Source organism: Marinitoga hydrogenitolerans DSM 16785 (genome assembly GCF_900129175.1).
GTDB classification, from domain to species: domain Bacteria; phylum Thermotogota; class Thermotogae; order Petrotogales; family Petrotogaceae; genus Marinitoga; species Marinitoga hydrogenitolerans.
On record NZ_FQUI01000027.1, the window covers coordinates 13233 to 30428 of the forward strand.

A 17196-nucleotide genomic window follows, 5' to 3' on the forward strand; every position below is an offset into this window, starting at 1 on the left:
AATTTGGTTTTACAAATAACATCGCTTTGCGAGGTTATTGGAAATAAATCGTATTATATTATAAATAAAATATTATTTCATAATATTTCAATGCTGCTTATAATTCTTATAATATATTTTTAGAAATAAAATCTTCTGGTTCTATACCTGTTATTAATCTAAATAAAAGAAATACTAAACATTATTAATCTTATAATAGATATGTTATGAAATCTTTTAGAATTGCTTTTAAGAATGATTATAAATTACGTTGGGAGATTGAAAGAATTAATGGTATTATGGATATGTCTGGTATGTTAGAAATAGAAATTATTTAACTTTTGCTGGTATTACTGTTGTTTTATTTAATCTTATTGTTCTTTTTAATCTTTTTCATAGCTTTTATTAAAAAAAACAATTTTAAATATCTGTTCAAAAAGAAACCTCCTTAAAATCACCAAAATGTAAAATTTCATCATCATTTATATCTCTTGTTGCTATTGAACCTATAATTTTCTCATATAACTCCGGTGAAACCCCAATACCAGGTCTTTTAATAGCAATATCACCTTTTTCTATAATTTTACCTTTTGGAATAAATCTTGCAGCAACCAAACTTCTTCTAGCGTTATTTCTTGCAGGAATTTCACTTTCTAGATATCCTTTTTCTGTTCTTCCAATAATTTTCTGAAGTTTTGTTATATATTCATTAAATGTTCTTAAATCATTTTTATCCATCGCATGATAATGATCATTTCCGGGTAAAGTCTTATCAAAAGTAAAATGTTTTTCTATTACTTGAGCACCCAATAACCATGCTGTCGATAATACATCTTTCATTACAGTTGGTAAGGTATGATCTGAATATCCAATTATATAGTCAGAAAATTTTTCTTTCATATCTTTAATCATTCCAAGATTAGCATTTTTTTCATCTGTTGGATAATTCAATACACAATGGAGTAATACTATATCATTATTTCCTTCACTTTTAATTGCTTCAACTGCTTTCCATATCTCTGAAATTGAACTTGCTCCTGTTGAAAGTAATATAGTTTTTCCTTTTCTAGCAATATGTTTTAAAAAAGGTATATTTGTTATATCCGCTGATGCTATTTTATATGCAGGAATTAAAGGCTCTAAAAAATCTGCAGATTCAAAATCAAAGGGTGTAGACATAAAATCTATTCCACATTTTTCTGCATATTTTGCCAATTCTTCATATTCTTTTTTCCAGAATTTATCGTATTTTTTAAATAACTCGTATTGGCTCTTTGTGCTTTCTTTTGTTGTATCCCAATATGAAGGAGAAAATTTCGAAGCTAATTTTTCAGCTTTATAAGTTTGAAATTTAATAGCATCAGCTCCAGCTTCTGCTGCTTCTTCTATCATAATTTTTGCCTTTTCAAAATCACCTTCGTGATTTACACCAGCCTCTGCTATTATATATGGTTTATCAAAAGGTCTTTTTTTATCTAATATTTTTTTACCAATTTTTACCATTTTTCCACCTCCAGTAATTGTCAATAATCTCTTCTTTAACTCTTATTGTTCCGTTTCTAAGTTCATTATATGGCAGGTTTTTATACATGTAAAATCTTTTTTCTTTGTTGTTTATCAAGTCTAAAACGACTTTATTAATATCTTCTTCTTTTACATTACACGCGATTCCGAGATATTCAACACCTTCATTATATCTTGCAAAAGTATGTAAAGTTTCTCTATCATTTTGAGCTATACTAATTATAGGTATTCTCATTGAAGCTAATTCATACACAGTTCTGCCATTTGATGTGATGGCCAAGTCTATCTCTTTCATTTCTTTTGCCATATTTGAGATGTTATGTAAAATTTTTACATGGTTTCTCAATTCAAATTTTTCAATTGTAGATAACAAACTTTCGAGTTTGTTATAACCAGGTCCGAGTATAATCTTAACCTGTAATCTCTTTTTTAATACAATATTTTTTATTGATTTAATAGTTTTTAAAGTTAAATTGTTTAAATCAACTCCGCCAAAAGTTATTAACAGATTTTCTACTTTATTTTTAAATGAATTAGGAGTCTCAATTAAAAAGCTTTCTTTTAAAACACTATATTTATATCCATATCTATGGTTTTTAGGAACATTGAATCTCTCATATAATGCATTGAACACTAAATTAGCTTTATCCGATGAAATACTTAAATCTTCAAAATTTATTATAAATCGATTTAATTTCTTTAATTTATTCATATATTCGTTTGTAGTATCCAGAAAATCATTTATTATAATATCAAAATCTTTTGCTATTTCATATACATCATCAACGGTTCCGTCCTTATATTTATATCCACTATTTTCAATTATTTCTTTTGCATAATTTGAAGAATCCAAAAGAAAAATACCTATTTGATTCCCTATTAATGAATCTGCTAGAGTTATAGTTCTATATATATGTCCCATACCCATTTTTGAATTCCCGGAAGTAACAAATAATATTTTTAATCTTTGTAAAAGCTTTTCTGAAAGATACCAATCTAAAGGCGTGTCAATATCAATTGCCTCTTCTGCTGGAACTTCATAAACGGATATATTTTTTCCAAATCTATTATTTTCTGAGATAAATTCTTTTTTTGAAATAAAAAACGCACCAGTCTCTTTATATCTTTTTGGTAACCATTGTCTGTTTAACCTTTTAGTATAATCAGGAATAATTTTATTATTTTCTTCTTTCCATCCAAGATGTGTATTGTCAACAATAGATAATACTGTGTCAAAATTATTGTTTATTGTATATTCTATGGCCTTGTCTAAAGTATTTTGCGATAATAATGGTGAAGTTGGTTGTAATGTAATTACATAATCAACATCAAAAAAATTATTTTTATGCCATTGATATGCATCATATATTACCGGATCCAGCGGCACATGATCTTCAGCTAAATAATAAGGTCTTTTCCTTATTTTTACACCATAATTTTTAACAACGTTTAATATTTCATCACTATCTGATGTTACAACAATATCTGTAATATATTTGCTTTTCATTGCAGTATTTATTATATATGAAATTAGAGGTTTATTGTTCAATAATTTAATATTTTTTTTTCTGATACCTTTGGAACCGCTTCGTGCAGGAATAACTGCTAATATTTTCATTTTTTCACCTCGAAATATATTTTAGTATATATTTTTTCATATTATTTTCAAAGTAGGAATCTATGATTTTTCCAATACCTTTGAATCTGGAAAAATTACTTTCAATATCATTAAATAGTTCAAAAATAACATTTTCACTTATATTTTTAAAACTTATGGGGATTTTGAACTTCTTATAGATGGTTTTTAACAATATTTGGTTGAATTTTGTATTTTCCCAACTTTTAAAATATGGTGTAGGAATAGCTTTACACACCCCAATAGCTCTTGAATCCTCAGCAATTAAATAAGAAGGTTTTCTATGGCTTATAAAATATATATGCGTATGAACTCTATATCCTATGTGCAAATCGCACTCATCATATATAGAGGAATTTTTTATAGAACCAGACATATCAATTAAACTTAAATTCATTTTTTTAGAAATATCAAAAATACTTTTATAAATATAGTAATGAGTTGAATTTTTATTTTCTTCAAAAAAGCCGTGATTAAATGAAATAAATATTTCTACATCAAAGAAAATTTTTCTTAAGATTTTAATCATGTCTATAAATTGATTTAAATTTTCTTTTTTTGAAGGACTTGACAAAATAATCTTATTGATTTTATCAATTCTTTCAAATTCTTTTCCAAAATAGTCAAAGTCATACCATGCAGGACATCCATTCATTTGAGAAGCTATATTTACGTCTGATAATATTTTTTTTGTTATGTAATCTCTAACCCCTAAAGGCGCAAATTTCTCTATATTTTTTAAAAATCTGTAAGATTCTTCAGAAAAATTAACAGTTATATTGTTATTCAGTACTTTCCAATAAGAGATGTTTGAACCAACACCTAAAAAAATTATTGGAATTGTAGTTTTTAGAGGATAAACATTGGGATAAATTTTTCCTCTGATTCCAGGTCCTCCAGGAATTATAATTAAATCAAAATTATTAATTTCATTATTGGAGAATTGTTTTTCAAGCGGTGTATATGCATTTCCAGTAAATATTGTAGCTTCTGGTATCAACACTTCAATGAGTCTTTTACCGCGTTCAAAAATTAAAAAATCACCAAAATTTTTTATTGCACGATGTAATATCAAATATTTCATATAAGTCTTCCTTTCTTTATTGTTTTAATTAATATAAATGCAGTTAAAAAAACAATTGAATAACGAATAATCCACGAATTCTGAAATAAGTTAAAAATGAGAATTGCTGATATTATAAACAGTATTGAATAAAGTATATATTTTATTTTGTAAATTTGTTTTTTCAAAATGAATTTTACTATAATATAATTATACAAGAAATAAAATACATATGAAACGAAAGTGGTCCATGCTGCAGCAATATAACCATATTTTGGGATCAATAAATAATTGAGTATAATGTTTAAAATTGCGGAAAGAATTGTTCCCAGAGAAATAAAATGAGTTTTCTTATAATAAAATTCTATGTTTACAAATAAACTATAAAGAAAAACAAAAAAATATGAAGACATTATTATGGGAACAAGCTTTAAACCACTCCAATAATTTTTTGAAGACATAATTTTTACTATCTCAGGTGAAATGAATATGGCAATAAATATTAAAGAGCTGAAAAATACTATATAATATTTAAGTTTTCTATTTATATTTTCAAAATCAATTTTTTCCATATTTTCATAAAACCATGGAGACCATGCATTATTGAATGAAACCCATATAACATTAACTATTAATCCAAGATTATAAGCAAAACTATAAATTCCAGCTTCAGAAGATCCGATGAATTTATTGATCATAATTCTGTCGAACTGGGCTAATATAATCCCTGAGAGTGAATGTGGGATTAAAGGAACAGAAAATACAAGAGCGTATTTCCAGTAATTAAAATCAATTAACTTTTTTCCATGTATAATTAATTTTAAATAAAGTATTATACCTAAAATAAAAATTACTATAAAGCCGCCATATATTCTACCCAAATATTTTTCATTTTTAAATGCCGTGATCAAAAAAATAGAAAGGATTATAACAGAAATACTACTAATAATAGAAATGAGTATATAACTTTTATAATAATAATTAAATCGCAATTTAGATAAATAATATTGTTGAACAAAAGTAAAATAGCTTTGTATTAATAATACGTATACAAGACTTGATTGCAAACTTAAAAATTTCAAAAAAAAATTTTTTAATAATATAATCAAAAAAGAGAAAAAGAGAAAAATAATAGTAGATAAAAATAAAACAGATGAAAGAAATTGATTATAAGAATCTTTAAATTCGTATTTAGCTCTTCCAGCACCAGAATATAAATTTAAACTTAATACAATGGTAAAAATACCCAACCATGTATTATATACATTAATTATTCCGTAATCCGAAGTGGATAATAAACGGGTAAAAATGGGAATGGTTATAAAAGAAATCCCTTTTACGAAAAAATTTCCAAATGTATACCACATCCCCGCTTTTATAACTTTATTATTATTAATTTTTTTTATAATAGTCTGCATATTAAATCACCTAATATAAGTTTCTATAAATTGAATATAATTATTTTTCCAATTTTTATTCCAAAAATAATTTATATTATACTCATTTTTTGATTTTATATTCTCAATTATTTTTTCATACAACTCATTTGTATCTCTAAACCTTTCACCTATATCTTCTGGGATATACGCATCCGACATTGGATGTTTATATACATATACTGGTTTGTTTAATGAAGCTGCTTCAAATATTGTTGTTGAATAAATACTCACTATATAATCTGATATATTTATTAACTCATATATGTCTCCATCTTTTTTTATAATAATATTATCATAACTTTTTAAATCTTTATATCTTTCTTCAAACGCTACCTCCCCAGGATGCAATTTGAAAATTATTTCATAATCGTTAGATATTTTTTTAGACAATTCTTTTGCTATTTTTACATATATATTTGTTAATGTTCCCTGTGATACTATTAATATTCTCTTTTTCTTTTTATTTAATTCTTCTTTAAAATTATTGATCTTGTCATAATTATACCAAAAATGAGGATTCCCTACGGTTATTTTTTTTACTGGTATTCTCATATTTTCATTCCAAAAATCTCCATAGGTTAATAAATAATCCGGTAAATATTTCTGATATTCTTTATTTTTAAATACTGCTTCTCCGTAATTATATGCTATATGTGACTTTGTTATTACTCCATGTTGAAATTCTCCAACAACAACCCTTTCATCTTTTAATAATCTTATTAAAAAATTTTCACCACCATAACTTGCTGTATTCAAAAAAACTATCTTAGGTTTTATTTTATTTATTAATTTTTTATAGTAATATTCATAATATGGCAGTTTTTTCATGGTCTTTATTATTTTATTTTTTACTTTTCCTATATAATTATCATTTAATTCGAAATGCTGTTTTATATATTTAAGAAAGGATTCTATAATCTTTAAATCTTTAGAATCTATTTTATTTATTAATATTTTACTTTTTAATACTGTCATAATCTTTATATAATCTCTATAATATACATTTTTAAATGCTCTCGGATAAAAATATTTATATCCATATGAATCTTCCAACATAGTAGTTTCTTTCTCAAATAGAAAATTATAATAGTCATAAATTCTATTAAAATATTTTTTTTCTTTTGTTATAAAATTGACAATTGATGGACCAAACACTAGAATATATGACGGTTTAGAAAATAATAAAGGATTCTTCTTTGTTGTTAACCATATGTAAGTTAAATAATCTATTATACTTTTTTTTCTCTTTTGAGAATGAGCCTCTAATAATTTTTCATTCTCTTTCATTTTTTCTAAAAAAATATTATATCTAACCAATTGCCATAGGCTAACTTTATTTCTTATTGTAAAATTTAATAAATCATTCGTTTCTTTTTCTAATAATATATTAATATTCATACAAAATTCTCCTTATTTATACCATCTTTAATTTAAAAAAAACATTATTAATCTTATAATAGATATGTTATGAAATCTTTTAGAATTGCTTTTAAGAATGATTATAAATTACGTTGGGAGATTGAAAGAATTAATGGTATTATGGATATGTCTGGTATGTTAGAAATAGAAATTATTTAACTTTTGCTGGTATTACTGTTGTTTTATTCAATCTTATTGTTCTTTTTAATCTTTTTCATAATTTACCTTTAAAAAAGATTTCTAATTTTTTTAGCCTTTAGACTTTTTAGACAGGCTATATTTTATCTTTAAATTGAATATTGAAATAGTTGGTTATATAATCTTTAATATTATTTTCGTTTAAATTTACATGCATTTATATCATCCTTTTTAATATCTCCACAATTTTAATTCCAGCATTCCCATCACCATATATATTTTCTGGATATTTAATTTCATTCTTATCAAATGTTTTATTATATAAATTTTTTTCATTTGCAAGTTTATTCCATTTTAATTTTATTAATCCTCGCCATCCTGTATCTGGCATTACTATTATTGCTTGTTTTTGTGCAAAATAGACTTCTTTTTGTAATCCTCCACTATCCGTTATTATTTTCCATGATTTTTTTACCAATCCCATTAGGTTTAAGTAATCTATAGGTTCTAATTTTATTACCTTTTCTAAATATTTTTCCAGTTTAAATTCTTTTATTCTTTTTTGTGTTCTTGGATGTATTGGAAATACTATCGTTTTTTCTTTTGATATTTTTTCTATTTGATTTAATATTTTTTCCAGTTTTTCTTTCTTATCTACATTAAAGTCTCTATGCATTGTCATTAATATATATTCATTTTCTTTAAGTTTTAATTTTTCAAATATTTCATATTTAAATTGTTTTTCCATTATTTTATATAGATCATACATTATATCTCCTACAAAATATACTCCATCTGTTATATTTTCTTTTTTTAAGTTTTCTACCGCTAATTTGCTTGGACAAAATAAATAATTAGCTATTCTATCTGTTAATACTCTATTTATCTCCTCTGGCATATCTTTTGGTTTTTGTCTTATGCCTGCTTCTACATGGGCTACTGGTATTTTTAATTTACTAGCAACTATTGCTCCTGCTAATGTTGTGTTTGTATCTCCATATACTAAAACTATATCAGGTTTTTCTTTTATAACTATTTTTTCAAATTCTATCATTATTTTTCCTGTCATTTCTCCATGATTTCCAGACCCGATATTTAAATAATAATCAGGACTTTTTATATTCAATGTTTGAAAAAATATATCAGACATATTTTTATCATAATGTTGCCCCGAATGAACGAGAATTTCTTTTATTCCATTTTTTTCAAATTCTTTATGCAATACTGCTTCTTTTATAAACTGCGGTCTTGCACCTATTAAACTAATTATTTTCATTTCTTTTCCTCCAGAATTTAAATTGATTCTATACATTCCCAAACTGCCAATTCCTATATCTGCCATATTAAATAATTCATCCAATTCTTTTCCTTTTTTAAATCCATGAAAAATAACAAACTTTTCAAGATTTAAACTTTTCGTTAATCTTTTTAAATTTTCCAATTCTTCACCTTCACCTACTATATTAAAATAAACTTCTTCATTGGGTATATTATTATAATATTCATATAATCCTTTAATAATTCTATCATAACCATGCCATTTACTAATATTAGCTACTCCTATAAGATTAATTCCTGTATGTTTTTTGGCTGTCTTAACTGTATATCTCCCACATTAATGCCATTATTTATTTTTATTGCTTTTATACCGAAAATTTCATCATTGTACCTTTTTCATTTCTACTCATGTGGATCGTCTTCTTTTTAAATTTATTATACTATCTTTTATTAATTTCTCAATGCCCATTTTGGATGGTCAAATCCTTTTAATTTTTATTTATATTATTTTGTAATTTTTTATAATATTTATAAATTCTTCTTTTTTTGTACTTGTTTTATATTTTTCAAAATTTATATCATATTTAATTTTTAAATTTTTTGAATTTATTATTTTTTTTGAAATCTTAATAAAATCATCTAAATTTTCCGGAATTAGTATTCCAAATTCTTTTAATAGTTCCGATCCTTCATATGGTGTAGAAATAATAATTTTTTCAAAATACATATATGTTAATATTTTCGAGGTTATTCCTACAAATTTAAGTTTTTCTTTATCGTTTTTATATGGAAGTAAGCATGTATCTGAATATTTCACATATGGTAAAATCTTATTATGTGACATAAATCCATATAAATGAATATTTTTAAATTTTTTTATTTTTTTATTTTTATATGGTCCAAAAATATGTATATTAACTTCAGGAATACTTTTTGCAAGCGTTATAATATAATTCCAATCAAGTTCAAAAAGACCAAAATAAATAAAATTATTTTTTGTTTTATATGGATTTTTATAATATGTATTTTCATCAGGAACTACAAAACCATTTTCAAAAATCTCCATTTTATCTGTTAATTTTGGATATTTTTTTTCATATTCATTAAATATCTTCTTATTTGCAACAAGAGTCAAGTCAGCATGTTCAATTAATTTATGTTCATATTTTTTCAACTTACCATCTAGGATAAATTCAACAGGATCAGATTGTCGATAAATAATTTTGGTACTTTTGATATCTTTTAAATATTTTGCCAAAAAAACCGCTTTGCCAGATTCAATTACTATAATATCAAATTTATTTTTTTTTATAAAATTCAAAAGCGGTTTTGCATGGGATTTTTCATATACTGGAAACAAAAAACTCCATTTTATATATTTTTTATTAAAGAAATATGGAACTTTACATAAAACTGTTTTATTAGAAACTATAGATTTATTATATTTATGAATTGTTCCCTTTAATAAATTTCTTTTACTTTTAATTATTAAATGAGGAAAATACGTTGGAAAACTTAAATAGACTACATTATATTCGTTTTCTGCAAAAGCTTCAGTTATTAAGGAAATTCCTCTTTGCATATTGGGTTGAAATTCCATATAACCAATGATTAAGACATTCTTCATACTAAATTGAACTCCTTTAAAAAATTATTGATATTTTTCTTTCAACATTAAGATATATCCATAAAAATATGAAATTTGAGCCCATAAATATAATCTTAAGTAGTTTTGATTTGATTGTAGAATAATTATTAAAAATATTATTGACCAAAATAAAGCCATTAATTTTTTCTCTTTTCTTATTTGAATTGAAAAAAATAAAGGTTTAAAAATTTGAATCAATAAAATTGATATAATAAAAAAGCCATAAAATCCTAACTCTGCCATGATTTCTAATGTTATATTCGAGGCTACATCTTTTATATTATTACTTACATATGTTCCATAAGCTCCTGCTCCTACGCCTATTAAAAAATTATCTTTTATTACTCTCAATGTTTCAAACCATTTGGATACTCTTTCTGGTGCAGATGCTCTTATTCCTAATTTAAAAAGTCTTAAAAAGAAATAATTAAAAAGTTCTGGTACAAATATTAATGACAAAACAATTACAAATAATAAAATAATAACTAAATATGATAAAATTTTGAATACTTTTTTTATTTTTAAGTTTATAAGATAATAAGAAAATATAAATAAGGCAAATAAAAGCATCAATAAATATCCAGATGTCGATGTTGTAAATATTAGAGCAAAAGTTGAAATTTTTGAATCTTTTGAGTAATCCATATCTTTATTTATAAGAAAATTATAATTTGAATAAATAAAATATGGTGTAAGATATGTTGCTAAATATGATGGTTCATACATCCATATATATGGTCTTGGAACTCCAAATGTAAAATTTGTTCCAAAAAAAGGGTCAGATATACCTAATAATCCAAAAAAAAATTGAATAAAAACGTAATAAGAAATAATTCTATATATTAATAAAAATCTTTTTTCAAAATTCTCAAATTTGAAATTATATATGTAATTAGAAAATAATAAAAATATAAAAATATAGTTATAAATAATCCAAATTAAGTAAGAAATTGTTCTAAGTTTATTATATGAAAAAATAATATTTATAAAAAAATAGAATACAAGTATTAAAAATATAAATGCATTCTCCTTTTCTATTTTTATGTTTATTTTAGAAAATAATATTATAAACGCTATTATCAAAAAAAATTGAACAATTCTAACATTTCCAATTGGCAAATTTATAGAAATTCTATCAGCAGAAATGAATAGTAAAGAAACATATATAAAGAAATTCAAAAGAGAAAAATTCATCAATATCACCTTCGGTTAAGTATTTCTCTATAAACATCCATTATTTTTTCTAATTCTGGATAATTTGAAAAAAAATTATAATTATTCAGAGCTTCCTTAGATAATTTATCTTTTAATTTTGGGTTTTCAATAATCTTTATTATTTCAAGATAAATTTTTTCTTTATCTTTTATGTCAACCAATATTCCGCCTTTTTTAACAACTTCTGGAATAGATGAAGAATTTGAAGCTATCGTTGGTATTCCAAAATATGCGGCTTCTAAAGGTGGAATTCCAAATCCCTCATATTCAGATAAAAAAATTAAAGCTGTAGCATTTTTATATAAATTTGACAAATCGCCATCATCCGCATCAATAATCTGAACAAAATTTTTCTTGTGATTAATCTTTAATAATAATTTATCGATTTCATCAAATTTTGAATCTTTTTTCCCCACTATAATAAAATAGTAATTAGGATATTTATCAAATATTTTATCAAAAATTTCTATTGCTAAATTTAAATTTTTATGTTTTTTTCTATTTCCAACATATAGAAAGTAATTCTTTACATTAAATCTATTCTTTTTATGTGGAAAATTTACTGAAATTTTTTCATATATTGTTCTAATTTTTTTTGAATCCACATTAAATAAACGCATTAAATCTTTTTTTGTATTATTAGAAACTGAAATAATAAATTTTGATTTTGATGCTATACGATTCATTAGGTTTTTATATATTATCACTTTATGTGATGGAAAATATTCATGTTTTATTATTGGAATTAAATCATGTATTGTAAAAACACTCCGTTTTGGAAAAAAATATGGAACATTTATATGTAAAAAATGTATCAAATCAGTATATTTAGCTATACTGTTAAAATAAAAATGTCCATATAAAAATTCTTTTATCGAAAAAGGTTTTAATTTTAGATTAATAATTTTTTTGATATTTTTTTTATTAGAAAAATTTTTTAATTTATTATTGTAATCTATTATTACAAATTCCACATCTTCTATATCATCATTATTAATAATTTGATTTAACAAATTTTCTGTATATCGTCCAATTCCAGACATACCATACATTCTACAATCTAGAGCTACAAGTTTTTTACGCATTAAGTATCTTCTCCTTAACATTTTTATAAAACTTTTCCAAAGAAAATTCGTTAGCTCTTTTAATTATTTCATTTTTATCATATGTATATTTATTATTTATAATATCCAAAATAGTTTTTGATATTTCATCAGAACTTTGTGGTTTTATTACCTCTCCTGTTATATGATTTAAATTATAAAAAGATGTTCCTGTACCTAGCTCCGTAGTAATAACAGGAACACCACATGCCATTGCTTCTAATCCAACTAATCCAAAAGCCTCTCCTCTATCTATTGAAGGCAAAACAAATATATCAGCAGCATTATAATAATATGGAAGTTCTTCATATGAAATATGATTTAAAAATAATACACGTTCTTTTAAATTTAATACTTTTACCAATTTTTCCAAAACATCTTTTTTGGGGCCATTTCCTATTAAAATTAAAAAAACATTTTTTGGTAGATTTAATAAAGACTTAATTAGGTAATCTAATCCTTTGTATCTTCCAAACCTTCCAATATATAAAATAAGTTTAGAGTCTTTTGCCGCTTTAAATTTGTTTAATAAATAATTTCTTTTATTATTCTGACGATAATAAAAATGTTCTGTATCAACAAATAGAGGAATAATATCTATTTTATATTTATATTTTTGTAAATATGGTGATGTTTTGAGAATATTTGGGGAAGTAACTATTATTTTATTCATTTTTTTTAAATAATTTTCAACAAAAATATTATTATATATATTTCCTATTATTCCTTTACCTACTATATCTGCATGATAAAAACAAATCTTTTTATTTTGTCTGTATTTGTTTAATATAAAAAATTCCATCTCTGGCTGGAAAGATGGAAAATGAAATAGCAAAATTTCTGATTTTTGAGCTAACTCATTTAACTTTTTTCTGTAACTATTTGACCACCTAATTGGATCTTTCCTAAAAATACTTGGAAGCCTATAAACATCTATATTGTTAATTCTTTCTTTTATATATATATTTTCAACATTAAAAGTTAATACTTCAGAGTTGAATCCCTCATTTTTTGCAATCTCAGCAATTTTTTTTGCAACAATTTCAACCCCACCAATTTCAGGATAATACATTTTATTAACTGTAAGAAAATTCATATTACACCTCAATATCACTTTATATATAATATTTTTATATTTTTCAAATTATTCCTGTATAAAAAATATTTTATATCTTTAATATTACTACTAAATTCTTCAACAATCAATATAATACTATCTACTTTGTTAAAAAATAAATCAAAATACCCATCATTTATTGAAGGTAATTCAATAATATTTATTTTTTCTATATCATTATATTCTAATAGTTTCATATCTTTTGGACTTTTCACTTTAAAAATATTTACTTTGCTATTTTCAAAAATCAACAATTCTTTTTCTAATTCATTAATTAAATCAAAATCTATATTTCCAACTTTTGAAATACCAATATTTCTATAAGAGCTAGAAATAATGTGAGATAATATCTTTTTAGATATATTTTGGATATTATTTTCATTATCAATAATATATTCAGGCAATTTTATAAATTTTGTGAAAAGTTCAATATCTTTTACTCTATTATCTTTTAAATCGAAAATAAATGCCATGATAAAAGAAATAATAAATGCAAAAAAAAGTCCAATTCCTAAAAATAATTTTTTATTAGGAAAAACCGGGCTAGTGGGAATATAAATTTTATCAATCATTTTTAATTTTGGTTCGTATATGAGTTTTTTTATTTTCTCTTGATCTAAATACTGCTTAAAAATTTTTTCTTTATTATTCCATTCCTCATAATTCTTTTTTATATCTAAATATTGTTTCAATAAATCACTTTTCTCTCCTATCAATAGTTTTACTTTTTCTTTTAATTTTATCGAAACTTCTTTCTCAAGAGAAAGATTTTCTAATTCATATTTTAAAGATGTATAGGTGTAAAAATCTTGTGGATTAGTTGAAAGCATAAATATTATATTATCCTTTAATGTTTCCTTAATTTTAGTTTTTAAAAACTCTTCTTCTGTTTTAATTTTACTTTCGAGTTGAAAAATTTTTGGGTCATTAGGTGAAGTTAGTTTTAATGTTTCATATTCCAATCTATTTTTTATTATCCCATTTTCGATCGTTGAAAATGTTGGGTTATTTAATAATAATTTTATTTTGTATTCTTTTTTAATATTATAATAACGATTTTCAATTGTTTTTATTTGTTCTTGTAGTAAAACTGTTTTATTTTCAAAATCTAGTAATTCCATTTCTAATGTATAATATTTATCAAATAGAATATTTAATTTATTATTGTCACTAATCAAGTTTTCTTTTTCGAAATCTATGAGTTTGTTAAAAAAATATTTCGATTTATTTTCAGACTCCAACAATAAATCTTCTATATTTTTTAATATAACTTGCATTCTTTCATAATATTGCTTTTCAGAATAATTATAATAACTTTCATATAAATTTGAAATAAGTGATGCAGCAAATGTTGGGTTTGAGCCTAAAAAAGATACTTTTATTAAATTTGATGTTTTATCTTCACCAGCACTGCCATAATTTTCTATATTAATCTTTTTTTGTAATGATCGCATCATATCAATATCAGTAATTGTAATATTTCTAAGCTTTTGATATAGTGTTTTATTTTGATTGGCCAAATTTGTAAGATCCATTTTTTTTATAACTTTAAAAATAACAGAATCTAATTTTAATTTCCCTAATTCTGTTTCAAGATTGGAGGTGTTATCACTCAAATTAAGCAAATTAGAAAAACCTATATTTTCAAGAATACTTTGCTGAGAACTTACTTTGCCATTATATTCTAAAATTGCGTATGTTTCATATTTTTCTGGTAAAAAATATATAACAATAATAGTCAAGAACAAAATTACGAGAAAAAACATAATAAAAATAGTTTTTTTCCTTTTTATTGCTCTAAAAATATCAAAAATAGTAATTTCTACATATTTTTCGTTCACTTATTTCCCTCCTATATCCCTTTTTTCCAGAAAATTGCTTCAATTGTTTGCATTATTATTTTTAAATCCAAGAGCGTTGTTCTATTTTTTACATAATATAAATCATAACTCGTTTTTATCTTTGTTTCCTCTAAATCTGTCGGATATTTATAATTAATTTGAGCCCATCCTGTTAATCCGGGTTTTACCTTATGTCTAAATTCATAGAAAGGAATTAATTCATTGAATTCTTTTACAAAACCTGGTTGTTCTGGTCTTGGACCAACAAATGACATTTCACCTTTCAAAATGTTGACAAATTGAGGTATTTCATCAAGCCTTATAGGTCTAATTAATTTACCAGATTTCATTATTCTATCTTTTTCTTCAACAGCAAATTTCTCTGTTTTATTTTTATTATTATACATACTTCTAAATTTTATCAACACAAACTCTTTTTCATCTTTACCTATTCTTTTTTGCCTAAATATAATAGGCATACCATTTTCAATAAAAATAGCCATACTTACTATAGCAAAAACAGGAGATAATATAGCTAACGATAAAACAGAAATAAATATATCCACAATTCTCTTAGCAGGAGATTCTTTAACCTCACTAAAAGCCACTTCATAATGCGCTTTAAACTTTTCTGCAACATGTATAGGTATTCTTTTTAAAAACCTTTCTACAATAACAGGCAAATATTCTACCTTAATACCACTTTCTTTAAATTCATTTATTTCATCAATTACTAATTTTTCTAATTCGGGATCAGCAACTAACACACCATCATACTCTATTATTATCTTCTTTAATCTAACCGGAGATGGATTTATATATTCTGCAAACCTTAATTTACCTAAACTCTTCTTTTCAATTTCATTCATCAACTCTTCCCATTCTTCTTTTTTGCCTATTACTATATATTTCTTTGGTTCAATATTTCTTATTAACATATAATAACTAATTTTATGTACCAAAGGAAGCACAATTATATTAAACAAAAAATTATCAAGAAAATATTCCTTTAAAATATACCCATCAAAAATTACATAAAAAGACAATATCACAAGAAATCCCAACATCATACCTGCAAAAACCCTTATAATCGTATCATTCCAGCTCTCTATATTCTCAAAATCATATGTCCTAAAAGCATATATACCAAGATATATGAATAAACCAAATATCAATGATATATATATATTTTGCGTAATATATAGATTAAAACTTATTAATATAACAAAATCTATTAATTTTAAAAAATTTGAATTTATTTTCATTTCATGCCTCCAACACTATTTTCTTCTAATCATAATTATAGCACAAATTTTACATTTTGCTTTTATAATAAAATAAGAATTTGTTAAATTTAATAAAAAATGAGAACCAGATGGTTCTCATTAATCATACCCATTAGGATTATTCTTTTGCCAGTTCCATGAATCTCTACACATATCGACTAAATTTCTTTCTGCTTTCCAGCCTAATTCTTTTAATCCTAACTTTGACAGCAATCTGGGAAATTTAAGGAAAATAGAACGGTAGAATGCGGGTTTGAGACGATAAAAGTATGGAAAAATAGGATTAAAAAAAATCGTGTGGTGACACAAAATATTTTAACAATAGTGTAATTTTCTTGATTTCATAGTGTTTTTGTGGTATAATATACAGTGACATTATGAAATCAAGAGGTGATTTTTATGTTTTTAAGAATTGTTAAAAATAATAAAGGAACAGAATATTTGAGAATTGTTGAAAATTATAGAGAGAACGGTAAAAACAAACAAAGGGTAATAGCAAATCTTGGTCGA

Annotated in this window: 11 protein-coding genes and 1 pseudogene; all 12 read right to left on the reverse strand. The window is 23.6% G+C overall.

Annotated elements, in window-relative coordinates; genetic code table 11:
* Nucleotides 1-411: 411 nt before the first annotated feature.
* Nucleotides 412-1482 carry an N-acetylneuraminate synthase family protein gene (locus tag BUA62_RS07845; protein WP_072865198.1) on the reverse strand — a complete coding sequence of 357 codons (1071 nt, stop codon included), beginning with the start codon at nucleotides 1480-1482 and terminating at the stop codon, nucleotides 412-414.
* Nucleotides 1466-3121 (reverse strand): cytidylyltransferase domain-containing protein, encoded by a 1656-nt coding sequence (locus tag BUA62_RS07850; protein WP_072865199.1) that lies wholly within the window; start codon nucleotides 3119-3121, stop codon nucleotides 1466-1468. Before BUA62_RS07850 ends, BUA62_RS07845 begins: the two co-directional genes overlap by 17 nt.
* 4 nt (nucleotides 3122-3125) lie before the next feature.
* Nucleotides 3126-4223, reverse strand: coding sequence for a polysaccharide pyruvyl transferase family protein (locus BUA62_RS07855; protein WP_072865201.1), 1098 nt, complete (start codon nucleotides 4221-4223; stop codon nucleotides 3126-3128).
* Complete coding sequence (locus tag BUA62_RS07860; protein WP_072865203.1) at nucleotides 4220-5620, reverse strand: lipopolysaccharide biosynthesis protein; 1401 nt, start codon at nucleotides 5618-5620, stop codon at nucleotides 4220-4222. Before BUA62_RS07860 ends, BUA62_RS07855 begins: the two co-directional genes overlap by 4 nt.
* A 6-nt stretch (nucleotides 5621-5626) precedes the next feature.
* Entirely contained in the window at nucleotides 5627-7039 is a 1413-nt protein-coding gene (locus BUA62_RS07865; protein WP_072865204.1) for a CDP-glycerol glycerophosphotransferase family protein, read from the reverse strand.
* Nucleotides 7040-7415: 376 nt separating this feature from the next.
* Nucleotides 7416-8783, reverse strand: a pseudogene (gene wecB / locus BUA62_RS07870) (non-hydrolyzing UDP-N-acetylglucosamine 2-epimerase); the annotation flags it as partial.
* 192 nt (nucleotides 8784-8975) lie between these two features.
* Nucleotides 8976-10103: a GumK N-terminal domain-containing glycosyltransferase gene (locus tag BUA62_RS07880; protein ID WP_072865206.1), complete on the reverse strand. Its 1128-nt coding sequence runs from the start codon at nucleotides 10101-10103 to the stop codon at nucleotides 8976-8978.
* A 24-nt stretch (nucleotides 10104-10127) separates the two neighbouring features.
* A complete protein-coding gene (locus tag BUA62_RS07885; protein ID WP_072865208.1) occupies nucleotides 10128-11318 on the reverse strand; it encodes an O-antigen polymerase in 1191 nt (396 codons plus the stop codon).
* Nucleotides 11319-11323: 5 nt separating this feature from the next.
* Nucleotides 11324-12424: a glycosyltransferase family 4 protein gene (locus BUA62_RS07890; RefSeq protein ID WP_159429511.1), complete on the reverse strand. Its 1101-nt coding sequence runs from the start codon at nucleotides 12422-12424 to the stop codon at nucleotides 11324-11326.
* A complete protein-coding gene (locus tag BUA62_RS07895) occupies nucleotides 12417-13538 on the reverse strand; it encodes a glycosyltransferase (RefSeq protein WP_072865212.1) in 1122 nt (373 codons plus the stop codon). Before BUA62_RS07895 ends, BUA62_RS07890 begins: the two co-directional genes overlap by 8 nt.
* 14 nt (nucleotides 13539-13552) lie before the next feature.
* The gene (locus tag BUA62_RS07900) at nucleotides 13553-15400 is read right to left on the reverse strand and encodes a GumC family protein (RefSeq protein WP_072865214.1); all 1848 of its coding nucleotides are present in this window, start codon (nucleotides 15398-15400) and stop codon (nucleotides 13553-13555) included.
* 11 nt (nucleotides 15401-15411) lie between these two features.
* The gene (locus BUA62_RS07905) at nucleotides 15412-16665 is read right to left on the reverse strand and encodes an exopolysaccharide biosynthesis polyprenyl glycosylphosphotransferase (RefSeq protein WP_072865216.1); all 1254 of its coding nucleotides are present in this window, start codon (nucleotides 16663-16665) and stop codon (nucleotides 15412-15414) included.
* Between the last annotated feature and the right edge of the window lie 531 nt (nucleotides 16666-17196).